General features: G+C 64.6%; 23 protein-coding genes. 4 read left to right on the top strand and 19 right to left on the bottom strand.

Going from position 1 to position 20,553, the window contains the following annotated elements:
- Positions 1 to 60: 60 nt before the first annotated feature.
- From bioD to KLP40_RS15235, 17 genes are all read right to left on the bottom strand, one after another.
- Positions 61 to 681 (bottom strand): dethiobiotin synthase, encoded by a 621-nt coding sequence (bioD, locus tag KLP40_RS15315; protein WP_215594712.1) that lies wholly within the window; start codon positions 679 to 681, stop codon positions 61 to 63.
- A 59-nt stretch (positions 682 to 740) separates the two neighbouring features.
- Positions 741 to 1,613: a toxin-antitoxin system YwqK family antitoxin gene (locus KLP40_RS15310; RefSeq protein ID WP_215594711.1), complete on the bottom strand. Its 873-nt coding sequence runs from the start codon at positions 1,611 to 1,613 to the stop codon at positions 741 to 743.
- 145 nt (positions 1,614 to 1,758) lie between these two features.
- Positions 1,759 to 2,895: an aminotransferase class I/II-fold pyridoxal phosphate-dependent enzyme gene (locus KLP40_RS15305; protein ID WP_317196780.1), complete on the bottom strand. Its 1,137-nt coding sequence runs from the start codon at positions 2,893 to 2,895 to the stop codon at positions 1,759 to 1,761.
- Complete coding sequence (locus KLP40_RS15300) at positions 2,895 to 3,491, bottom strand: hypothetical protein (protein ID WP_215594710.1); 597 nt, start codon at positions 3,489 to 3,491, stop codon at positions 2,895 to 2,897. The genes KLP40_RS15305 and KLP40_RS15300 overlap by 1 nt, the downstream gene beginning before the upstream one ends.
- A gap of 68 nt (positions 3,492 to 3,559) precedes the next feature.
- Entirely contained in the window at positions 3,560 to 3,823 is a 264-nt protein-coding gene (locus KLP40_RS15295; RefSeq protein WP_215594709.1) for a hypothetical protein, read from the bottom strand.
- A 202-nt stretch (positions 3,824 to 4,025) separates the two neighbouring features.
- The gene (gene bioB, locus KLP40_RS15290; RefSeq protein WP_215594708.1) at positions 4,026 to 5,036 is read right to left on the bottom strand and encodes a biotin synthase BioB; all 1,011 of its coding nucleotides are present in this window, start codon (positions 5,034 to 5,036) and stop codon (positions 4,026 to 4,028) included.
- A gap of 119 nt (positions 5,037 to 5,155) precedes the next feature.
- Positions 5,156 to 5,701, bottom strand: coding sequence for a sugar O-acetyltransferase (locus tag KLP40_RS15285; RefSeq protein WP_215594707.1), 546 nt, complete (start codon positions 5,699 to 5,701; stop codon positions 5,156 to 5,158).
- Between the two features lie 107 nt (positions 5,702 to 5,808).
- Positions 5,809 to 6,231 (bottom strand): inner membrane protein YiaA, encoded by a 423-nt coding sequence (gene yiaA, locus KLP40_RS15280; RefSeq protein WP_215594706.1) that lies wholly within the window; start codon positions 6,229 to 6,231, stop codon positions 5,809 to 5,811.
- Positions 6,232 to 6,590: 359 nt separating this feature from the next.
- Positions 6,591 to 7,742 carry a 23S rRNA pseudouridine(2604) synthase RluF gene (gene rluF / locus KLP40_RS15275; RefSeq protein WP_215594705.1) on the bottom strand — a complete coding sequence of 384 codons (1,152 nt, stop codon included), beginning with the start codon at positions 7,740 to 7,742 and terminating at the stop codon, positions 6,591 to 6,593.
- Between the two features lie 133 nt (positions 7,743 to 7,875).
- Positions 7,876 to 8,214, bottom strand: a complete 339-nt coding sequence (locus tag KLP40_RS15270) for a hypothetical protein (RefSeq protein ID WP_215594704.1) — start codon at positions 8,212 to 8,214, stop codon at positions 7,876 to 7,878.
- A gap of 159 nt (positions 8,215 to 8,373) precedes the next feature.
- Entirely contained in the window at positions 8,374 to 9,435 is a 1,062-nt protein-coding gene (locus KLP40_RS15265) for a proline iminopeptidase-family hydrolase (protein ID WP_215594703.1), read from the bottom strand.
- 235 nt (positions 9,436 to 9,670) lie between these two features.
- Positions 9,671 to 10,378: a serine hydrolase domain-containing protein gene (locus tag KLP40_RS21445; protein WP_215594702.1), complete on the bottom strand. Its 708-nt coding sequence runs from the start codon at positions 10,376 to 10,378 to the stop codon at positions 9,671 to 9,673.
- A gap of 11 nt (positions 10,379 to 10,389) precedes the next feature.
- Positions 10,390 to 10,731: a serine hydrolase gene (locus KLP40_RS21440; RefSeq protein ID WP_215594701.1), complete on the bottom strand. Its 342-nt coding sequence runs from the start codon at positions 10,729 to 10,731 to the stop codon at positions 10,390 to 10,392.
- A gap of 186 nt (positions 10,732 to 10,917) precedes the next feature.
- Positions 10,918 to 11,652, bottom strand: a complete 735-nt coding sequence (locus KLP40_RS15250; protein WP_215594700.1) for a YebC/PmpR family DNA-binding transcriptional regulator — start codon at positions 11,650 to 11,652, stop codon at positions 10,918 to 10,920.
- A gap of 209 nt (positions 11,653 to 11,861) precedes the next feature.
- A complete protein-coding gene (locus tag KLP40_RS15245; RefSeq protein ID WP_215594699.1) occupies positions 11,862 to 12,707 on the bottom strand; it encodes an SDR family NAD(P)-dependent oxidoreductase in 846 nt (281 codons plus the stop codon).
- Between the two features lie 68 nt (positions 12,708 to 12,775).
- Positions 12,776 to 13,195: a hypothetical protein gene (locus tag KLP40_RS15240; RefSeq protein WP_215594698.1), complete on the bottom strand. Its 420-nt coding sequence runs from the start codon at positions 13,193 to 13,195 to the stop codon at positions 12,776 to 12,778.
- 56 nt (positions 13,196 to 13,251) lie between these two features.
- A complete protein-coding gene (locus tag KLP40_RS15235; RefSeq protein ID WP_215594697.1) occupies positions 13,252 to 13,665 on the bottom strand; it encodes an STAS/SEC14 domain-containing protein in 414 nt (137 codons plus the stop codon).
- A gap of 172 nt (positions 13,666 to 13,837) precedes the next feature.
- Here KLP40_RS15235 and KLP40_RS15230 point away from each other — a divergent pair, with 172 nt between their 5' ends.
- A complete protein-coding gene (locus KLP40_RS15230) occupies positions 13,838 to 14,752 on the top strand; it encodes an arginase family protein (protein WP_215594696.1) in 915 nt (304 codons plus the stop codon).
- Positions 14,753 to 14,795: 43 nt separating this feature from the next.
- A complete protein-coding gene (locus KLP40_RS15225; RefSeq protein WP_215594695.1) occupies positions 14,796 to 15,698 on the top strand; it encodes a DUF4097 family beta strand repeat-containing protein in 903 nt (300 codons plus the stop codon).
- Between the two features lie 106 nt (positions 15,699 to 15,804).
- Here KLP40_RS15225 and KLP40_RS15220 read toward each other — a convergent pair whose 3' ends face one another.
- Positions 15,805 to 16,794, bottom strand: coding sequence for an MBL fold metallo-hydrolase (locus tag KLP40_RS15220; RefSeq protein ID WP_215594694.1), 990 nt, complete (start codon positions 16,792 to 16,794; stop codon positions 15,805 to 15,807).
- A 193-nt stretch (positions 16,795 to 16,987) separates the two neighbouring features.
- Between KLP40_RS15220 and KLP40_RS15215 the strand changes: the two genes are divergently transcribed.
- The gene (locus KLP40_RS15215; RefSeq protein WP_215594693.1) at positions 16,988 to 17,491 is read left to right on the top strand and encodes a cupin domain-containing protein; all 504 of its coding nucleotides are present in this window, start codon (positions 16,988 to 16,990) and stop codon (positions 17,489 to 17,491) included.
- Positions 17,492 to 17,675: 184 nt separating this feature from the next.
- Here the strand turns inward: KLP40_RS15215 and KLP40_RS15210 are convergent, their stop codons facing one another.
- Positions 17,676 to 19,409, bottom strand: a complete 1,734-nt coding sequence (locus KLP40_RS15210; RefSeq protein ID WP_215594692.1) for a hypothetical protein — start codon at positions 19,407 to 19,409, stop codon at positions 17,676 to 17,678.
- A gap of 187 nt (positions 19,410 to 19,596) precedes the next feature.
- Here KLP40_RS15210 and KLP40_RS15205 point away from each other — a divergent pair, with 187 nt between their 5' ends.
- Positions 19,597 to 20,499, top strand: a complete 903-nt coding sequence (locus tag KLP40_RS15205) for an alpha/beta fold hydrolase (protein WP_215594691.1) — start codon at positions 19,597 to 19,599, stop codon at positions 20,497 to 20,499.
- Positions 20,500 to 20,553 lie beyond the last annotated feature (54 nt).

Below are 20,553 nucleotides of genomic sequence, written 5' to 3'. Positions count from 1 at the left end.
GTCAGACTCCCCCTCTCTTCCGGAGAGGGGGCCGGGGGGTGAGGCGCCCACCAGAACGATTTACAGCCCAAACCACGCCCGGAACTCGGCGGCGTAGCGGCTCACTACGGCGGGCGTTACTTCCGGCTCCAGCAGCACGCGGGGCATAATCGGCACGCCGGTGTGCGCGGTAATGAACTCCTCGGTGGCGGGGGTGGGCTCCCCGTTGAACACGAGGCCGCGCACGCGCAGGCCACGGGCCTGCAGGGCTTCCAGCGTGAGCAGGGTGTGGTTGATGCTGCCCAGGTAGTTACGCGACACCACCACTACGCCGAGGGCCAGTTGCTGCACCAAGTCGGCAATGAGCAGACCGGGGGCCAGGGGCACCAGCAGGCCGCCCGCACCCTCTACCAGCAGGTGGTTGTCGGTGGCGGGCAGCTCGAAATCGTCGAGGCGGAGCGTGAGGCCCTCGGCGGCGGCGGCGGCGTGGGGCGAAGCCGGCAGCAGCAGCCGGTGCCGCTCGGGCCAGAAGCGGCTGACGGGGTTCTGCACCAGCCTGCGCACGGTGGCCGCGTCGGTGGTGGGGGTGAGGCCCGCCTGCACGGGCTTCCAGTAATCGGCTTGCAGTGCCTCCGTAAGAATGGCCGAGACGAAGGTCTTGCCCACATCGGTGCCGATGCCGGTGATGAAAAGTTTTTCCAATTTTAAACGTAATGCTTGGAATGATTGAAGTGAAAGGGGGGGCGAGATAGATGTGGTATCTACTTTGTCACTACCATATTGCCACGCTCATATAATAATTTTTTGGTTGGATGCCCTGTGCTATCAAAGTAGTAGATGAAACCGTTGTATCGTCCATCGGACAAGTTGGCTTTCGATTTGATGTGCCCATTTTTATAGTATTCAATATTTTCTCCTTTTAATTTACCCTTATTATAAGTACAAGTTTCGTATAGGATACTGTCTTTATCAAACCATTTCCAGATTTCCTCTTCTAATCCTGCTTCATATTGACCAGCAACCAGGGTTATACCCGTTGAATCAATTAGATGCTCAATGGTACTACCCCATAGTGTGTCATTTCTATATTGTCTTACTCTCCAGGTGCCGTTTTGGTCCCAGGTTTTCCACATGCCCACCTGTCTGCCATTTTTATAGGTACCCTCACTCGCCGGCTTCCCATTGCTATGCCACTCTCTGATGTATCCATTTCTGACTCCTCTGTTCAGAGTTGATTCACGCTTCTTTGTTCCATCATCGTACCAACAATTGATACGCCCATGCTCCTTTCCATCTAACATTGTCCAGTCAGCCGTTTGATGTCCGCTTTCTGACCAACTCTTGAAGTGTCCTACTTTCTCCCCGTTTTTATAAAAACCTTCGTAAGCTATTTGGCCATTATTATAAAATTTCTGAAGCTGATAGTAGCTTGTGTCGTTGCAATTAGGATATAATAAAATTACATGCGCTTCCTTGTTATCGTAAGTTGATACAATGGATTTGCACTCTTGTTGGCAGGCAACAAAAAATAATAATCCGAGTGAAATGAATAATCTGATCGATTTGCAATTCATGGTTTGGTAAGGTGTATAGCGGTTTCGTGAACGGTGTACCCGTCTGATGTAGAGACGCATATTTGCGTCTCGGCATTGAACGAAGACGTGACAACGGCGCAGGTATTGAGACGCAAATATGCGTCTCTACATCAGACGGGTACACCGTTCACGAAACCGCTATATTTTATCTAAATGCTTTAAAGTGAACAAGATTTTGCTTCGATTACACCTCCTTCCCCAGCACTGCTGCCAGCCCGGCAATTTCCGCCGCCGTGTTGTAGGAGTGCACAATCAGCCGCAGCCGCTCGGTGCCCACCGGCACGGTGGGCGACACAATGGCGCGCACGTCGAAGCCGGCGGTCTGGGCGGCGGCGGCCACGGCCCGAACGTGGGCCGGGCCGGGGTGGCCGGGGAAGAAAACGGGGTGGATGATGTGGCTGGTAGCCGGCACGCGCAAACCGGAAACGGCGTTGAGGGTGGCCACCAACTGCTCCGACAGCGCCAGTAGCTGCGCCCGCTCCGCGTGGAGGCCGGGCAGCAGCTCGTAGGCCGCCGCGAGGCCAGCAATGGTGGCCGGGGGCAGGGCGGTGGTGTAGATGAAGGGGCGGCTGAAGCTCAGCAGGTAGTCGCGCAGTACGGCCGGGCCGGCCACCGCCGCGCCCTGGCTGCCCAGGGCCTTGCCGAAGGTGAGGATGCGGGCAAATACCTCGCTTTCGAGCTGCAACGCCGATACCAGTCCCTCGCCGCCGGGGCCGTACACGCCGTTGGAGTGGGCCTCATCAACCACCAGATGCAGCCCCCGCGGCCCGCAGAAAGCAGCCAACTCGGTCAGCGGGGCCATGTCGCCATCCATGGAGTACAGGGCTTCCACGGCCACAAACACCGCGCCGGTAGCCCGGCTCAGCTTGCGCTCCAGGTCCTGCAAATCGTTGTGGCGGAAGCTCCAGGCGGTGGCGAAGCTGGCCCGGATGCCTTCCTTGACGGAGGCGTGGCTGGCCTCGTCGTAGAGAATCGTGTCGCCGCGCCGGGGCACGGCGCTGAAGAAGCCCAGGTTGGCGGTGTAGCCGGAGTTGAAGAGCAGGGCGGCTTCGGTGCCATGGAACTGGGCCAGCCGGGTTTCCAGGGCTTCGGCGGCGGCGGAGTTGCCGGTGAGCAGGCGGGAGCCGGTGCTGCCGGCGGGCAGCTGGGCCGATTCGGCCACGGCGGCCCGCACCCGCGGGTGCCGGCTCAGGCCCAGGTAGTCGTTGGAGCTGAAATCGACGAGGCCGGGGCCGGGCGGGGCGGGCAGGCGGCGGCGGGTGCCGACGGCCTCACGCCGGGCCAACTCAGCGGCGAGTCGTTCGTGGAGAGGAGTGAGCACTACTTTATCGGCTTCTTCTCAGAAGGTAGCGGAAACTGCCGGGGCAAGCCCAGTGAATCAGGTTGCCACCCCAGTGAAGCTCGGGCATCCTGTCGTACCGAAGTTTCGATGACCTGCTCGTTAAGCATATCCAGGCTGGCAATGTGAACAGCTACGCCTGGGAGGGCATCTTCGTACAAAATGTAGGTGCGCTGCCCCAGCCAGTAAAAAGCGCCGGGTACATTACCTGGCCGCGGCGGGCCATAGTGGCGTTCCAGTTCTTGCCGAATCAAACGGGTTTTTTGCTCCTGTTTAGTGAGCATGTAAGTTGCCCCGACAAATCGTTGGCCCCGAAACCAGAGCTCGGGCTTTACGGGCTGGCGACCGATAGTAGCGGTATCTGCCGTCAGTGAATAAACGTGGCTGGACTGCCACCGTTTGCCGACGCCCGAAAACTGCGGTAGCAGCCCTACGATGGTGCCTTCGGGCGTGCCAAAACGGATGCCATGTAGCGCATACGCAGCATCCAGGGCCAGTAGCGCCGCCATCGGGCCGGTTTGGGCTTGTACGCCGGAGGTAACCAGCACCAGCAAAAGGAGTAGGACCAGGCGAATCATAGGCTAAGCTATCTGGCAAAAGAAAAAGCTCACTATTACTGGTATAGAACGGCCAACGACGGGTATGCCTACCCTTCAAACTGCTTGGCCGAGAGCCAGACGCTGCCATCCTGGCCGAAGGTGCGGGCACTGATAACCAGCCACTCGGAGTCCACTTCCACCCGGTCGCCGACGGCGGGCAGCACGCCGTGGCGCTGCATCACCAGGCTCAGGGCCGCCCCAATTTTGTCTTCCAGCTCCGAAATCAGCTCGTGGGCCTCGCGGGCTTCGTGCCCGGCCCGAATGGTTTCGGCGTAGGTGTGGTCGAGGTTGAGGTCGAAGGCAATTTCCATAGGGCGGATGAAATGGGAAAGTAAGTAAGATAGAAAAGGTGATAAAAGGACGTGTCATGCTGAGCGCAGCGGAGCGAAGTCGAAGCATCTTTACCGCTTCTCTGCACCCGAAAGGATTACCATTCCGGTAGAGATGCTTCGACTACGGCTGCGCCTTCGCTCAGCATGACCCGTTCTTCTATACTTTGTCAGCAGACAGCAGTTACGCTTCTACCGGAGCCTTGCCGCGGCCCATGAGCACGGCGCCTTCGGGCACGTCCTTGAACGACTTGCGGGGTGTGAGGCCGAGCAGGGCGAACATCTGCTGGTCGGCGTCGAAGTCGGGGTTGGGCGTGGTCAGCAGCTTCTCGCCCGAGAAGATGGAGTTGGCCCCGGCCAGGAAGCAGAGGGCCTGCTCCGTGACAGGCATTTCCTGGCGGCCGGCCGAGAGGCGGACCATGGTGCGGGGCATCAGAATGCGGGCCGTGGCAATCATGCGCAGCATTTCCCACACGCTCACGCGGGGCTGCTCGGCCAGGGGCGTGCCTTCCACGGGCACCAGGGCGTTTACGGGCACCGATTCGGGGTGCTCGGGCAGGGTGGCCAGGGTGTGGAGCATGGCCACGCGGTCCTCGTCGGTTTCGCCCAGGCCGATGATACCACCGGAGCACACCGAGATACCGGCCTTGCGCACGTGCTCCAGCGTGTTGAGCCGGTCGTCGTAGGTACGGGTCGTGATGATGTCGTCGTACTTCTCGCGGCTGGTGTCGAGGTTGTGGTTGTAGGCGTAGAGGCCGGCTTCCTTAAGGCGCTCGGCCTGGTACTCGTTGAGCATCCCGAGGGTGCAGCACACTTCCAGGCCCAGGCCGTTCACCTGCTCCACCATGCCCAGCACGCGGTCAAAATCCTTGTTGTCGCGGATTTCGCGCCAGGCGGCACCCATGCAGAAGCGGGTCGAGCCGGCATCCTTGGCGCGCTGGGCCGAGGCCAATACTTCGGCGTCGGGCAGCAGCTTGTGAGCCTGCACGCCGGTGTGGTAGCGGGCCGCCTGGGGGCAGTAGGCGCAGTCTTCGGGGCAGCCGCCGGTTTTTACGCTCAGCAGGGTGCACACCTGCACTTCGCCGGTGGCCTGGGTTTCGGCGTGGATGGCGGCGGCTTTAGTCACCAGTTCCAGCACGGGCTGGTGGTAGATGGCGGATACTTCGGCGAGGGTCCAGTCGGTACGGAGGGTCATGGGTGGGATGTGTTTCGGTGGTTGATAGTCGTTGGGCAAGGGGGCCAAACGGGGCGGGCCGCCGCCGCCGAAGCAGTCAGCGGCCCGCAAGATACAGGAGAAGCGGATTTGTCGGGCAGTTAGAGCGTCCGAATTACCCGGCAGGGGTTGCCCACGGCCACCACGCCGGCCGGAATGTCGCGCGTAACCACGCTGCCGGCCCCGATGGTGGTGCCTGCCCCAATCGTCACGCCCGGCAGCACCAGCACGCCCGCGCCCAGCCACACGTTGTCGCCGATGTGGATGGGCCGGGCAAACTCCCAGCCCGCCACGCGGGGCTCCACCTCCACCGGATGACCGGCCGCGCTCAGCACCACGTTGGGGGCCACAAATACGTTGTCGCCGATAGTGACCGGGGCGCAGTCGAGCACCGTGAGGTTGTAGTTGGCGTAGAAATTCCGGCCCAATTGGATGTTGTAGCCGTAGTCACAGCGGAAGGGCGCCTCGATGTGGGCGTCGGTTTCCCGGCCCAGTAGCTCGGCCAGCACCGCCCGGTTGAGGTCGACGGGTTCCTGGTTGTAGCGGTGGCAGAGCTGCTTGGCGTGGCGGCGCTCGGCTACCAGCTCGGGGTCGTTGGCCTGGTACAACTCGCCGGCCAGCATCTGTTGTTTCGGGGTCAGGTTCATGGCTAAAAGTAGCGCGAACTTGGTAATTCGCGTCCCCGCGCCGTTCGGGTGATTTCGTTCTTATGGCGCGGGGACGCGAACTGCCAAGTTCGCGCTACTGCCGGCGGTTAGTTGTGAAACGCCGGTTCCGGCTCCGGAGCGGCCGTGGTTTTGGCGTCGCGGGTATTTTTCTGCACCGCAATGGCCCCGAACAAACTCAGCAGAAACGCCATGGCGTAGAAGCCCTTTTCGCTTAGCAGCAGCGTGGCGTTCCAGAGGCCCACCGTGAGCAGGCCGATGGCCAGGATAGTGGAAAACCAGCTCAGGCCGTAGTAGATGCCCGTGACGGGAATGCCTTCCAATTGGTCGCGCACTGATTTCTGAAGCGAAATCCCGGAAAACAGCCCGTACATCAGTACCGTGAAGTAGTAGCCTTTCTCGTTGAGGGCCATCTGGGCGTTCCAGAGGCCGATGATGAAGGCGGCCATCCCGGCCAGCAAAGCAAACCAGGAAGCGGCAATAAAGGCGTTGGAGGGCTTGGCAGTGTTCATGGCAATCAGGTAGCAGGAAGAAGGTCAGAACCGGGGTACCTCCCCGACGCCTCAAACATACCCGGATATTCGGCCTGCGCCAGCGCCATATTTCCGTTTATCAGACTTTATAAAACTCCGCTCTCTCCGTCCAAGTCCCCGGCAGGTGCAATCCGAAACAGTGCCTGAATGCAGTAAAAGCAATGGAACGGCGCTTGGGATGCTTTCCCCGCGGCGGCAGGTTGCGAAAAATATGACCCAGCCAGACTTTAAAAATCCGATGAAGTTTCCCTATTCAGGGCCGAGCTGTGCGTCCGTGCGCAAAAAAGCCCTGCCGGTCCGCGCGGACCAGCAGGGCTGATGGGGGTACTTCGCGACGCTTAGCGCTTGCCGGGCCGGCTGGCGCCGCGGCGGCCCCGGCCGCTGGCGCCTTTGGCCGAAGGGCCAGCGGCCGGTCCTTTGCCGGGACCTTTGGCGGGGCGCTTGCCGGGACCTTTGGGGCCGCTGGCCGGGCTGGCGGGTTTGCCCGGGCGGGTGCCGGCCACGCCGCTGGGGCGGCCCGAGCCGGCGCTGCGGCCGGCCGTGGATAGCTTTTTGGGGCCCGCGCCCGGCTTGGGCGCGCCCTTATCGAGCCAGGTGCCCACGGGCCGGGCTTTGGCGGGGCGGGGCAGGGCCTCGTCGTCGGCGGTGGGGCCGGAGGCGGGGCGGGCAATGGCGGGCCGGAGGGTGGCCGGGCGGGCGGTTTTGCGGCCCGGCCGGTCGCCCCACTGCTCGGCGGTGGACACCACCTTGCGGCGGCGGGGCACGGCGCCGTCGTCGGTGCCGCTGGAGTGCTCAATCATCTCGAACAGCACCTTCAGCTCCTTCTCGCGCAGTTCGCGCCACTCGCCGGGGCCGAGGCCTTTCACGTTGATGTTCATCACCCGAATACGCTCGAGCTGCACCACCTCGTAGCCGAAATACTCGCACATGCGCCGGATCTGGCGGTTCATACCCTGAATGAGGGTGATGCGGAAGATGTAGGGCGTCTCCTTGCTGACCTTGCACTTCTGGGTCATCACGCCCAGAATCGGCACCCCGTTGGCCATGGCCTCGATAAAGTCGTCCTTGAGGGGCTTGTCGACCATCACGATGTACTCCTTCTCGTGCTGGTTGCCGGCGCGCAGGATTTTGTTGACGATGTCGCCGTTGCTGGTGAGCAGAATCAGACCCTGCGACTCCTTGTCGAGGCGGCCGATGGGGAAGATGCGCACCGAGTGCTTGATGCTGCGGATGATGTTGTCGCGCACCGACGTATCGGTGGTCGTGACGATGCCCGGGGGCTTGTTGTAGGCAATATACACGGCCTCTTCCTCGGGCCGGGGCTCGATGCGCACGCCGTTCACCACCACGCGGTCCTTGCTGGTCACCTGGTCGCCGACGCTGGCGCGCTTACCGTTCACCAGCACGTTGCCCTGCTCGATGTGGCGGTCGGCTTCGCGGCGCGAGCACACGCCGCTTTCGCTGATGTATTTATTGAGTCGGGTGGCCATAATCGGGTGCTTAGTGCGTGGTGCCTCGTGCCGGGGCGGCGGTAAAAAACAGGCTGCCGGCCCCCAGCAGAAGGGTCGGCAGCCTGCAAAGATACGGCATAACCAACGGGCCGCCGCGCGCCCGGCCTCCGGTTCAGGCAAAAAACGCGAACAGGGCCTTTTCCAACTCGGCGGGCAGCGCGGGCGGCGTGACGGTGCGCAGGGCCAGCGGCGGGCCTGAGTCGGTGGGTGAGAAGGTGGCCTCGGTGGCGTTGAATTGCAGGCGGCCCTGGCGGAACTGGCGCAGGTGCTCGCCTTCTGCGGTGCTCATGTCCTCAAAATCGAGCTGGGTGAGCTGGCCACTGGCGTTGTCGAAATACAGCCAGAAGTAGAGGTGACCGGGATTCTTGCTCTGGATATCGAGGCGCTTGATCTCGAAGATGGTGGCCGAATCGGCCTCGAACAGAAACAGGGAGCGGTAGGGGAAGGTCATGGGACAAGAAAAGGACTTACAACGCGTAAAAGAGCAGGGTCACCGCCGGCACGAACAGCAGCAGGCAGATAAGCAGGGGAAGACATAAATGAGGTAGCGAAGAAACGGGTGAACCATCGGCTGCCAACTGGCCCGGCGGCTCACCCTGCTCGTTCGGAACTACAATTTTACTTCTTTCTCGCCCCGGTCCACGCCTTGCATCCATTTCATCAGGCCGCGCATGTAGGTGGGCTGGTCGTCGTAGAAGCTCATGTGCGAGCCGTTGGGGCAGATGAGGGCGGTGCCGTGCTGCACTTTTTCGGCCACCATGCGCATGTGGGCGGGGTCCATGGTGTCGTACTGGCCGCCGATGCTGAGTACCGGCACGGCCAGCTTGGGCAGGTCGGGCACGCGGTTCCAGTGGAGCAGCTTGCCCGAGACGCCAAACTCGCTGGGGCCCTGCATGGTCACGTAGAGGGACTGGTTCATTTTGGCGAAGGAGCGGTTCACCGGCTCGGGCCACTGCTCGAGGGGGCGGCGCAGGATGTGCTGGGTGTAGAAGTTGGGCAGCAGCAGTTCCATGTAGCGCGGGTTCTGGAAGTCCTGGCGCGCCTCAATGGCCCGGATTTCCCGCAGCACTTCGGGCTTGAACTGGGGCGCCAGCACGTCGTTGGCATACTTGCCGTAAGCGGGGATGCTCATCATCATGTTGCTGATGACGAGGCCCTTGAGGTGCTGCTGGTACTTGAGGGCGTACTCGGCGGCCAGGATGCCGCCCCAGCTGTGACCGAGCAGGTAGAAGTTGCTGCTGTCGAGTTTGAGGGCCTGGCGGACCTGCTCCACCTCCTCCACGTAGCGCGGCAGGCTCCACATGCTGGTGTCCTGGGGGTTGTCGGAGTTGCCGCAGCCGAGCTGGTCGTAGTAAATGAACTCGATGCCTTCCCGGGGCAGGAAGCTCTCCAGGCACTCAAAATACTCGTGCGTAGCCCCCGGCCCGCCATTGAGCAGCAGCAGCTTGATGCGCGGGTTGCTGCCGAACCGCTTGGTCCAGACCTTGAACGTGCCCTTGGCCGTGGTGATGGGCACCATTTTCACCCCGCCATCGGCCAGCACGGCGGTATCGGGCGCGGGGAAGTAGGTGGTAAGGCCGGCAGTGCCAGCCGTTTCCGGGGAGGTAGGGGCCGGGGAGCAGGCCGCCGCCGTCAGGGCCAGCAGGGCTCCGGAGAGGAGTTTTTTCAGCATGCCGGCAATGTAGGAAGTAGTTGTGAGTTACCAGTAATCAGTTGCCGGTGTTCAGGTGCCGGTTGCTGACAATCATAACGTCATGCTGAGCTTGCCGAAGCATCTCGCGTGCTGATGCTGCTATGCTATTCTTACATCAGCACGCGAGATGCTTCGACAAGCTCAGCATGACGTTCTTCCTGACAACCAACAACCAACAACCAACAACCAACAATCAACAACGACCACTGACCAATTACTCCTCCGCCAGCCATTGCGTAGCGCGGTAGTTGCCGGGGCCGAGGAACAAGTGCAGCAGGTCGTCGGTGAGCTCGTGGCCGTGGGCGCTGTTGGTGAAAAAGAGCAGGCTTTCGCGGCGGGCGGGGAGGGCCAGGAAGAAGCCCCGGAAGTCACCATTGTCGCCCCAGTGCCAGAGGGCGGGGCCGGCGCTGGTGGAAGCCAGCCCCACGCCGAGGGCCCAGGCTACGAACGGGTCGGTGGGGGTAGCGGCGCGGCCGCAGCGGTTGGCCTCGGAGGCGGCGGTAGTGAGCAGGCGGGCGGTGGATTTCTTCAGGCCCCGGCCGTTGCTGAGCGCCTGCAGGAAGCGGTTGTAGTCGGCGGCGGTGGTGAGCAGGCTGTAGGCGGCGTAGGGCTGGGCAAAGTGGCGAACCTGGGTGGGGCGGCCCGCGTCGTCGTGCCCCCAGGCCACGTTACCGGCGAAGCGGGGCTGCCACTGGAAGCTGCTGCGCTCCATCTTCAGGGGCCCGAATGCTTCCCGTTGGGCCAAGGTTTCCACCGATTCGCCGGTGAGCTGTTCCAGCGTGTGCTGGAGCCACACGAACCCCTCGCCGGAGTAGTTCCAGCAGCTGTCGGGGGCGAAACGGAAGGACAGGGGCGAGGTGGCCCAGGCGGGTTCCAGCGGGTTATCGGCCCAGTTGGGCAGGCCGGTGGTGTGGGTGAGCACCAGGCGGGCCGTTACGCGGCCGGCGCGGCCGGGGTCGGTGAGGCGGGGGTAGGGGCGTAGCGGAGCAGGGGCCGGTCGAGGTCGAGGCGGCCCTGGTCGTGGAGGCGCAGGGCGAGGTAGGCCAGCACCACTTTGCCCAGGGAGGCCGCTTGAAACACGGTTTCGGCATCCACCGCGCCGGCCGTGCCCTGCCGGCGCTGGCCCAGGTAGTAGGCCGTGGCATTGCTGCCTTTGGTATGGATGAGCTGGAGCCCGGCCACGTTTTTCTGCCGGAGCAACGTTTCCAGTGCCGCCCGTTGGGCCGGGGCCGTCAGGGGCAGCAATACTAGCAGTAGCAGATAAAGCAGTTTCATAAGCGGGAGCGAATAGAGGCAGGTAAAGGGGGAGGACAGGTAGCAGTAACGTCAGAGGCAAACCAAGCCCGAAGCGTTGCCCGGGCGGTCAAACGAAAACGGGCCGCCCCAACCGGAGCGGCCCGCCAAATAAGCCGGGATCAGTCGCCAAATCTGCGACATTTCATCATTGGCAACATCGGTGATTTAGCCGAGCGTGTGGTACACGGCCTGCACATCGTCGTCGTCCTCAAACTTTTCAATCAGGTTCATCACTTCTTCCAGCTCGTCGCCTTCCAGGTGCACGGTGGTGTTGGGGATACGCTGGAGCTGGGCCGACACCACGTTCAGGCCTTTTTCCTCCAGGGCCTTCTGCATCTGGCCGAAGTCGGTGAAGGCGGTTTCCACCACGATATACTCCGTGACGTTGCCCTGCTCGTCCTCGTCCTGGTCGGCGTACACGTCCTCGGCGCCGGCGTCGATGAGTTCGAGCTCCAGCTCTTCCAGGTCGAGGCCCTCGGCGGCCAGTTTGAAGACGCCCTTGCGGGTGAAAGTGTAGTCCGAGGAGCCGGCCGTGCCCAGGGCGCCGTTGCCCCGGTTGAAGTACATGCGCACGTTGGCCACGGTGCGGGTGGGGTTGTCGGTGGCGGTTTCGATGACTACGGCCACGCCGTGGGGCGCGTAGCCCTCGTACACCACTTCGGAGTAGTCTTTTTCCTCGCGGGAGGAGGCCCGCTTGATGGCGGCTTCCACCCGGTCCTTGGGCATGTTCACGCCCTTGGCGTTCTGCATGGCCGTGCGCAGGCGGGAGTTGGTATCGGGGTTGGAGCCGGATTCTTTCACGGCCATCACGATTTCGCGGCCAATCCGGGTAAAGTCTTTCGACATCCGGTCCCAGCGCTTCATTTTGCGGCCTTTTCGGAATTCAAACGCGCGTCCCATCTATTGGTGAATGAGTGAGTAAGTGAATGAGTGAGTTGTTTCGGCCCGGGGGCGAAACATGGCGCAAGTTAGCAGAAAGCCCGGCGGGGCTCAAAGTGAGGAGGTGAAATAGTGAGGTGGTGAAATGGTGAGTTGATGTTCGAGGGGCCTGATTACGCAGTTCGCGCCAGTATGCCCCTCGAACATCAACTCACCATCTCACCACCTCACTATTTCACCTCCAGCCCAATGCCGCGGGCCAGCAGCCAGTCGAGGGCGCGGGCGGGCAGCAGGCGGGGCACGATGTAAGCGCGGAAGAGGTCGGCGGCAATGGTGTAGCGGACCCGGGGGCGGGGCGTTTCCAGGATGCCGACCAGCCGGCCGGCCACGTACTCGGGCGTCAGGCCCTGGGCGCGGGTTTTGTTCACGAAGCGCAGAAAGCGTTGGGCCGGGCCGTGGTAGGGCGTGTGCTCGTAAGGCGACAGGTCAATGCCCTTGTCCCAGATGGGCGTCTGCGTGACGCCGAGCCCGATAAGCACCACCGGCACCCCGAACAGGCGCAGCTCCCGCCGCCAGGTAGCCGACAGGCCTTCCAGCGCGTGCTTGGTGCCCACGTAAGCGCCCAGAAACGGGGACGCCACCTGCCCGCTCACCGAGCCCATGTTCAGCACCCGCCCCGGCCGGCCCGAGAAGCCCGGCCGGGCCCCGAGCAGGGGCAGAAACGCCTGCGTGACCTGGATCAGCCCCAGCACGTTCACCTCGAAATGCTCCCGGATAACGTCCAGGGGCTGATATTGCAGCGGTCCGCCGAAGGCCACGCCCGCGTTATTGAGCAGGCCCGTAAGTGGCTCCGGCCCCAGGGCGCGGGCCACCTCGGCTGCCGCCCGGGCCACGGCCGTTCCGTCCGTCACGTCGAAGAGCAGGGGCGTAAACTGCGGGCCCAGTTCCTGCTGGAGCCGCGCGGCGTCGGCGGCATGGCGCACGCTGCCGAACACCCGGTACTGCCTGGCCAGAAAGGCCCGCGCCGCCGCCAGCCCCACCCCGCTCGATACTCCGGTAATCACAATGGACGGCATAGGCAGCGGCTGAAATGGCGAGAGTACGAGGCGGAAAGAGGGCCGGCGGGGCCGGGGCGGGCGTTGTGCTACTGCGCCCGCAGCGTATAGATGCTCTGGTTGCCGGCCGGGTAGCCGTTGAGCGTAATCGTGAGCTGGCCCTGGTGGAGCTGGAAGGTGCCCTCATCGGTGCGGGAGCGGCCGGTTTTATCGGGGTAGGTGAAGCGGATGTGGCCGGGCGTGAAGGTAAAGCGGCCATCCTGGTCGAAGCGCATGGTGCCACCGTTGGCACTCATCGTCAGGCGTTTCTGGTAGGTGCCGTTGGCCTGCAGCGTGAGCGTACCGCCCACGCCCTGGGCCGGCAGCGGCCGGGGGCTGCTTTCCCGGTCCAGAATGGCGTAGGACAGGTAAGTGTAGGTGGTGAAAAACGAGGCCGCGGGCCGGGCCGCGGTCAGGCCGGCCAGCAACAGGGCGCCGCCCAGCGCAAGCAGGAAAGTTCGTGCCGTCATGCCGAAAGATACAGTACCGGTCCCAGACCCCCGCCGCCGCGCGGTAAAGTTGCGGCCTATACCTCCACGCTGGTTACCCACGCGTGGGCCGCCCGCTGCTCGTCGAAATCGAAGGCTTTGATAATAAGCCCTTTTACCAGCGGCATGGTGGACGCCACGGCGTAGCGCGAGGGCCAGTCCATGGCGTTGATCCAGGCGGCGGCGCGTATGCCCCGGGCGGCCAGCTCGGGCGCAAACACCTGCCCGATCCACTTGCCCGCTTCCCACCATTCGCCAAACGCCTCGCTGCTGTCATTGATCAGGCGGCGGCAGGGCCGGTCTACCAGGTAATCGAGCACCATTTCGCACTGGGTGCGGGCCGATACGCCATCGAAGCGGCCGCGCCACTGCACCCGCAGCAATTGCTCCTGGGCATTGTAGCTGAGCAGCAGGGAAGGAATGTCAAGTAGAATTTGGTCGGGGGCAGACATAAGTGCGGGGCAGGGGCAGGGTGTTTTGTACTCTTCCCGGGGCAGAAAGTTAGGCAAACGAAACATGCGGGCGGCTTAGCCGGGGAGGCAGGTAGGGGTGCCCCGCCCCTGCGCCGCCGGCCGATTAGGTGACAGGGTGCGAGTTACGTCAATTTCCGGGTACATTTGAATCATGTCCACTTTTCTGCGTGACCTGATTCGCCCCGCCGCCGAGTTGCCCGAAGCCGACGTGTGCCTGGTGGGGTTGCCCCTCGATTTCGGGACGGTGCTGGAAGGCGGCCGGGCCGGCGCCATGCACGCCCCGGAGGCCATCCGGCGGGAACTGCGCCGCTACCACAAAACCTATAACCTGGAACACAACGTGCGCCTCGACGGCCTGCGCCTGGCCGATGCCGGCAACCTCGACCTGCGCCACCCCGACCACGAAACCAACCACCAGACCATCCGCAGCGAGCTGGCGCGCCTGCTCCACCACTACCCGCGGGTGGTGGTGCTGGGCGGCTCCCACGACGGTACCTACAGCACCGTGCGTGGCCTGCGCGACGCCACCGGCGGGCAGCCCGTAGGCGGTATCAACCTCGATGCCCACGCCGACGTGAAGGACCGGCCGGGCCTGCTCAGCAGCGGTACCCCCTTCGGCAAGCTGCTGCGCGAAGGCGTGCTGGCCGGCCCCCGTTTCACCGAAATCGGCCTGCACTCCAACCTAAATGCCTGGGAAGACATCGACTTTCTGCACCAGCAGCAGGCCCGGCTGGTGCCCCTGGCCCAGGTGCAGCAGGATGGAATGCCCGAGTACATGGGCCGGGCCCTGCGCCATGCCACAGCCGAGGGACCGGCCTTCGTGAGCTTCGATCTGGACTGCTGCGCCCAGGCCTACGCCCCGGCCGTGAGCGCGCCCAGCGCCGACGGCCTTACGCCCCGCCAAGCGGTGGAAGCCGCCTTTCTGGCCGGCCGGGAACCCGAGGTGCTGCTCTTTGAGTTAGTCGAGCTCAATCCGCTTTTCGACCGCGACAACCAGACCGCCCGGCTTGCGGCTACCATCCTGGCGGCCTATCTTACGGGGGTGGCCGCGGCCCTGGAAAGCTGAGGCAGGGCCAATGCCCGTCTTTTGTTACGTCTCATCTTCTGCTATGAAACTACGCGTACTTGCCCTGGGGCTGCTGCTGGCGGCCGGCCCGGTCCGGGCCCAGAAAACGCCGGCCCGGCCGGTTGCCAAAAAGCCGGCGCCGCCCGCTGCGCCGGCGCCGGCTTTTACGCTGAGCTGCCAGGGCCCGCAGCCGGCCGGCCCGTTGCAGAAGCTGCACTGCGAACTCCGGGAGCTGAAGCTGCCCGCGCCGCCCGCTGGCACCCCGCTCACGGTGGACGCCCGCGCCAACGGCAGCATCACGGTGCGCGCCTGGGCCGGGCCGGGCGTGCGGGTACGGGCCCGGGTAACGGGCCGGGCCGCCACGCCCGAAGCCGCCCGGGCCTTAGCGGCGGCCGTGGCCATCAGCACCCTGAACAACCGCCTGCGCGCCGCCCGCGCCAATGAGTCGCTCGACGGCTGGGCCGTGGACTACGAGGTGCTGGTACCGGCCCAGACGGACCTGACGCTGACGGCCGTCAACGGCCACCTTGCCCTGGAAAACGTGCGGGGCGCCCTGCGCTTCGAAACCATCAACGGCAACCTTAGCGTGCGCGGCGTGGGCGGCGACGCCCGCGGCAAAACCACCAACGGCAACCTCGACCTGCAACTCACCGGCGAAGCCTGGGCGGGTCCGGGCCTGGAGGTGAGTACCGTAAACGGCGACGTGAGCTGGCAGCTGCCGGCCACCTACGCGGCCACTCTGCTGGGCCGTACTACCCGCGGCCGCGTCACGGCCCAGCTCAATACCAAACGCCTGAGCGTGCTGCCCCACAACCTGGCTGCTACGCTGGGCAAAGGCGGCCCCACGCTGAAGGTAAGCGCCGTGAACGGTAACATTACAGTGGCGCAGGAACGCCCGCCCCAGGCCCCCGCCGCCCCGGCCGACTCGCTGCTCTACAACGACTAAGCGGCGCATCGCAACGAAAACGTCCTGACGACCCCTTGCCCGGTGAGGCATGAGTTCGTCAGGACGTTTTTTTGCAGCGTTCTGATGCCGGTCAGCCGGCCGGCGGTCAGCGCATCACTTCCCCAGTGCGCGAGTGCTTGGGCTCGGCAGCCAGGGGGCGCGGATATTCGTTCTGCTTACGCTTCTGATAGCGCTTCATCAGCCAGGCGGCTCCTACCAGAGCGCCCAGGCCGGCTCCGGCCACGGCAAACTTGGCCCGGATGGGGTCGTGGGGAGCGGGCGGCACGTAGGCCACGCCGTTTTCATCGGTGCGGGCGGGGTGCTGCACGTAGCGGCCGTGGGCCGGCACGCGGAACTCCCGGGCCAGCTGGCGCAGCCCGTCGGCCGCCTGCGGCCCCTTAATGGCCGGGCCGTGGCCGCAGCCGATGGCTTCGGGCTCAAGGGCAGCCAGCTGCCGGATGGACTCGCCCACCTGCTGCCAGTTGTAGTTGAAGGGAGCCCCCGCAATGCTGATTTTGGGCAGCTGCAGCAGCACCGACGGTACCGACTCGTGGTTGCAGGTGGCGAAGGCGTCGGCCCCGAGCAGGGTGCGGTCCTGCTGGCGGAAGAGGGCAATCTGACCCGGCGCGTGGCCCGGCACATGCAGCCACTCCCAGTCGGGCAGGAAGGGCGGGTCCACGTCGTTGGGTGGCAGCGGCTGCACATAGTCAGTGAGCTGAAACGACTGGGGCGGGAAGAACCGGGCTACGAAAGCCAGCGAGCCGCCGCCGGCCACGGTGGGGTCGGCGGGCGGGTACACCGCCCGGGCCGTGAGGAAGGGCAGCTCCAGCGGGTGGGCCAGCACGGGTACTTTCCAGTGTTCGGCCAGGGCCTGGGCCGAACCGGCGTGGTCCATGTGGCCGTGGGTGAGAATAATGGCCTCCGGGTGCGAGCCGGGATAGAAAATCTGGTCGGCGGCGGCAATAATGGCCTGCTCCGAGCCGGGCAGACCGGTATCTACCAGTACCCACTCGCCGGGCGTACCGGTTTCAACGAAATAGACATTCACAAAGCGCTGAATAGAGAGCTGGTGGACCCCAGCGGCTACTTTTTCCATGAGTTCGGGAGTAAGTGGAAGGATACCTGACAGTACGGCGGCGGCAGGCAATTTGATTTGCCGTCCGCCGCTGCCGCCGAAATTCCGGGCCGCGCAGTAGGCCCGACAGCGCCGAAATGTTACTTTAGGCCACAGTCCGGGGCGGAATGGATGCTGTCCGGCCGGTCATTTGTTGTGCTACTCCTTTTTCGCCATGACCAACAACTCCGAAAAAACGGCCCTTTTCGACCACACCGCCCGCCACCTGATCGGCCAGGGCTTCCGCATCGAGCGCCAGGATACGCAGCGCCCCTGGGGCGGCTTCTTCGTACTCGATGAAACCCAGGCCCAGCCGTTTGCCGACCAGTACTTCGGCGGCCTGACCGTGGATTCGCTGCGGATAGCGGGCAAGCTCAGTCCCAAAATCCTGCTCGTAGCCCCGCACCAGCGCCTGAGCTGGCAGTACCACCATCGCCGGGCCGAAATCTGGCGCGTGGTCAGCGGCACGGTGGGCGTCATCACCAGCCCCACCGATGAGGAAGGCCCGCTCAAAACCTACGGCCCCGGCGAGCAAATCACCCTGCAGCGGGGGGAGCGGCACCGCCTCATCGGCCTCGACGACTGGGGCACCGTGGCCGAAATCTGGCAGCACACCGACGCCGCCCGGCCCTCCGACGAAGACGACATCGTGCGCGTGCAGGACGACTTTAATCGCTGATTTCCGCTGATGAATCGTGATTGCGCTGATTTCTGTGTTCGGTTAGCTACTGGTATGCCGCCTCGTTGCCGAATGGTAGTGAGCTATTCTGGCGCGTACAAAAAAACCGCCACCTCATAGGAGGTGGCGGTTTTTTGTCAACAGCGGTACCATGAAGCTACGCTGAACATAAAATCAGCGAAAATCAGCGGTTGGTGCTCAGAGCCTTCTTCAGGGCGGTCAGGAGCAGTTCTACGCCGGCTTGCTCGCCGCCCGCGCCGAGGTGGACGCGCAGGGTGCGGCGGTTATAGTCCTGGAGGGCCTGCAGGTCGCCGGCAGCCTGGGCGTTCTGGAGGGTGCCGAAGGTGTAGGGGCGGCCGGGCAGGGGCAGGTCCAGGGCGTGGTCGGTGGTGATTTGCAGGTAGAGGCCGGTGTCGGGGCCGCCCTTGTGGTACTGGCCGGTGGAGTGCAGGAAGCGCGGCCCGTAGCCCGAGGCCGTGGCCAGGTGCAGGCGCTGCTGCACCAAGGCGCGCAGCGCGTCGAGCTCGGCATTCACGGCCGGCGTTTCCATCAGGTAGGCCTGAATGCAGAGGAAGTCGTGGGCCCGGGCCTGGCCGAAGAAGGCGGCCAGCACCTCGGCGGCGCTGTTGCCCGACAGGTCGGCGTAGTAGTCCAGGCCGTCCTCGCTCACCGCGGGCGTGCTGGTCTGGGGCAGTTTGCCTTCGGTTTCCACCACCTTCATGAGCTGGTTGGTGGCCGTTTTGGCGGCCTGCACGTTGGGCTGGTCGAAGGGGTTGATGCCGAACACGGCGCTGGCCACGGCCGTGGCCACTTCCCAGCGGAAGAACTCGGCTCCGAGGTCAAGCGGGTCGTGGAGCAGGATGGTGATGACGGGGTGGCCGGCAGCTTCCAGGGCGGCCACCCGGCGGCGGTTGTCCTCGTCGGGGTGGCTTTCGTAGCCCACGTACACGAACACGCGGTCGGTGCCGTACACGGCCGGCTCGCCCAGCGGGTCGCCGGCCACGGGCAGAATGCCCTTGCCCTGCTTGCCGGTGCTTTCGGCAATGAGCTGCTCCAGCCACAGGCCCAGGTCGGAGAGGTCGGCGGGCACCACCAGCGTGAGCTTGTCGCGGCCCTGCTCGGCCAGCACGCCCAGGGCGGTGCCCAGCTCCAGGCCGGGGTTGCGGTCCACGGGGCCTTCCGAGCCGGTGGCGCGCATCATAAGCTGGGCGCGTTCGAGCAGGGTTTTGATGTCGATGCCGTACAAGGCGGCGGGCACCAGGCCGAAGTAGGAGAGGGCCGAGAAGCGGCCGCCCACCTCGGCGAAGTTCAGGAAGATGCGGCGGTAGCCCTCGGCCGTGGCCTGGGTCACGAACTGGGAGCCGGGGTCGGTAATGGCCACGAAGTTCTCGCCGGCCCGCTCGCCCTTCAGCTCCCGGAGGCGGGCGTAGAAATAGTCGCCGAAGGCCAGGGGCTCGGCCGTGGTGCCCGATTTGCTGGCCACCACAAACAGGGTTTCGGCCAGGGGCACGGTGTCCTCAATCTCGCGCACCGAGCCGGGGTTGGTGGTATCGAGCACCGACAGGGGCAGGCCCTGGGCCAGGTGCTCGAAGGCCTGGCGGAACACGATGGGCGTCATGGAGCTGCCGCCCATGCCCATCACCACTACGTGGCGGAAGCCGGCGGCTTTCACTTCCTGCACAAACTCCTCTATCTCGGCCACGGCGGGCAGCATGGTTTCCACCACGCGCAGCCAGCCCATAAAGCTGCGGATGCTCTGCTGGCCCTCGGCGTCGGCCACCCACAGGTCGGCCTGTTTCTGCCAGAAGCCGGTGGTAAAGTTACGGTTGCGGAAATCCTGAAGTTTGGTATCGACGGCGGCCTGGTACGAGCCGAGCTGCATGGTCATGGTCGGCAGGGAAGCGGAAGAAGAAGCCATAAAGAAGTAGGTTCGCGAAGTGACGGGGAAAAGGCCCGGCGCGGGGCCAGGCCGGGCAAAGGTAGAGAAGTCGGTACATACGTGGGGCATGGGGGGCGGGGCGGGTGGCCGCTAACCCGGCCCCAACCGCGGCCGGCGGGCACGCGGCTCACCGGACTTGGGCCGGAATAGCGGATATTTGCCGGCTATGACGTCCATCCAGTCTGCTCCCGTAGCGCCCGCCCCGCCCGTTACCGCCCCCGTGCCCCCCGGCCTGAACCTGCTGCGCCTCAAGCTCCGGCTGCAGGCGGCCGTTTCCACGGAGTGGGCCTTCGGGGCGGCCTGGCGGCTGTTCACCACGCCGCGTCGTCTGCCCGAAAAGCATTGGGAAGCGGCGGCCCTGGCCGGGGCCCGGCAGTTTTTCGTGCCGATGCCGGCCGGCCAGGTGGCGGCGTACGAGTGGAATCGGGCCGGTTCCCGCACGGTGCTGCTGGTGCACGGCTGGGAGCACCGGGCCAGTTTCTGGGGCGTGCTGGCCCAGGCCCTGGTGGCGGCCGGGTTTCGGGTGGTGGCCCTCGATGCGCCGGCCCACGGGGCTTCGTACGGCAGCCGCCTTACGCTGCCTGCCTACGGTCGGGCCGTACAGGCCGTGGCCGATACCCTGGGCGAAGTGTACGCCGTGGTGGCCCATTCCCTGGGGGGCGCTACCACAGTGGGCGTGCCGGTGCGTTTCAACGAAGCCACGGGCGGGCAGCTGCCGCGGCTGGTGCTGCTGGCCGTGCCGGGCAGCACCCCGGCCGTGGCCCGGCGCTTCGCCGAGATGCTGCGTCTGCCCCCGGCCGTGGTGGCCCGCATGAAGCGCCATATCCGGGAGCAGCACGGCCGCGACGCGGAGAGCTTCAGCCTGACCCACGCCGGCCCGGCCTTCCCGGCCGGCCGCGCCCTGCTGCTCCACGACGAGCAGGACGCCAGCATTCCGTTTCGCGAGGCCCGGGACATTGCCGCCGGCTGGCCCTCCCTCGACTTCCGGGCCACCACCGGCCTGGGCCATAACCAGATCATGCGCGACCCGGCGGTACTGGCGCAGATCGTGGCGTTTCTGGCCGAATAACTTCCGCGCCGCGGCCAGCGTATCCGGCACCCCGGCTCGGCTTTCCCCCCATTC

Origin of the sequence: Hymenobacter piscis (genome assembly GCF_018760735.1) — a bacterium.
Classification (GTDB): Bacteria; Bacteroidota; Bacteroidia; order Cytophagales; family Hymenobacteraceae; genus Hymenobacter; species Hymenobacter piscis.
Note: the sequence above shows the minus strand (reverse complement) of the source record. Positions and strands in the feature narration are given on the sequence as shown.

What these genes read in the sequence shown, in the direction of transcription:
- KLP40_RS15310 (WP_215594711.1), bottom strand. Translation starts at nt 1,613, where the DNA reads ATGCGTCTCTACATCAGACGGGTACACCGTTCACGAAACCGCTATACA.
- KLP40_RS15300 (WP_215594710.1), bottom strand. Translation starts at nt 3,491, where the DNA reads ATGATTCGCCTGGTCCTACTCCTTTTGCTGGTGCTGGTTACCTCCGGC.
- KLP40_RS15295 (WP_215594709.1), bottom strand. Translation starts at nt 3,823, where the DNA reads ATGGAAATTGCCTTCGACCTCAACCTCGACCACACCTACGCCGAAACC.
- bioB (WP_215594708.1), bottom strand. Translation starts at nt 5,036, where the DNA reads ATGACCCTCCGTACCGACTGGACCCTCGCCGAAGTATCCGCCATCTAC.
- KLP40_RS15285 (WP_215594707.1), bottom strand. Translation starts at nt 5,701, where the DNA reads ATGAACCTGACCCCGAAACAACAGATGCTGGCCGGCGAGTTGTACCAG.
- yiaA (WP_215594706.1), bottom strand. Translation starts at nt 6,231, where the DNA reads ATGAACACTGCCAAGCCCTCCAACGCCTTTATTGCCGCTTCCTGGTTT.
- rluF (WP_215594705.1), bottom strand. Translation starts at nt 7,742, where the DNA reads ATGGCCACCCGACTCAATAAATACATCAGCGAAAGCGGCGTGTGCTCG.
- KLP40_RS15270 (WP_215594704.1), bottom strand. Translation starts at nt 8,214, where the DNA reads ATGACCTTCCCCTACCGCTCCCTGTTTCTGTTCGAGGCCGATTCGGCC.
- KLP40_RS15265 (WP_215594703.1), bottom strand. Translation starts at nt 9,435, where the DNA reads ATGCTGAAAAAACTCCTCTCCGGAGCCCTGCTGGCCCTGACGGCGGCG.
- KLP40_RS21440 (WP_215594701.1), bottom strand. Translation starts at nt 10,731, where the DNA reads ATGAAACTGCTTTATCTGCTACTGCTAGTATTGCTGCCCCTGACGGCC.
- KLP40_RS15250 (WP_215594700.1), bottom strand. Translation starts at nt 11,652, where the DNA reads ATGGGACGCGCGTTTGAATTCCGAAAAGGCCGCAAAATGAAGCGCTGG.
- KLP40_RS15245 (WP_215594699.1), bottom strand. Translation starts at nt 12,707, where the DNA reads ATGCCGTCCATTGTGATTACCGGAGTATCGAGCGGGGTGGGGCTGGCG.
- KLP40_RS15240 (WP_215594698.1), bottom strand. Translation starts at nt 13,195, where the DNA reads ATGACGGCACGAACTTTCCTGCTTGCGCTGGGCGGCGCCCTGTTGCTG.
- KLP40_RS15235 (WP_215594697.1), bottom strand. Translation starts at nt 13,665, where the DNA reads ATGTCTGCCCCCGACCAAATTCTACTTGACATTCCTTCCCTGCTGCTC.
- KLP40_RS15230 (WP_215594696.1), top strand. Translation starts at nt 13,838, where the DNA reads ATGTCCACTTTTCTGCGTGACCTGATTCGCCCCGCCGCCGAGTTGCCC.
- KLP40_RS15225 (WP_215594695.1), top strand. Translation starts at nt 14,796, where the DNA reads ATGAAACTACGCGTACTTGCCCTGGGGCTGCTGCTGGCGGCCGGCCCG.
- KLP40_RS15220 (WP_215594694.1), bottom strand. Translation starts at nt 16,794, where the DNA reads ATGGAAAAAGTAGCCGCTGGGGTCCACCAGCTCTCTATTCAGCGCTTT.
- KLP40_RS15215 (WP_215594693.1), top strand. Translation starts at nt 16,988, where the DNA reads ATGACCAACAACTCCGAAAAAACGGCCCTTTTCGACCACACCGCCCGC.
- KLP40_RS15210 (WP_215594692.1), bottom strand. Translation starts at nt 19,409, where the DNA reads ATGGCTTCTTCTTCCGCTTCCCTGCCGACCATGACCATGCAGCTCGGC.
- KLP40_RS15205 (WP_215594691.1), top strand. Translation starts at nt 19,597, where the DNA reads ATGACGTCCATCCAGTCTGCTCCCGTAGCGCCCGCCCCGCCCGTTACC.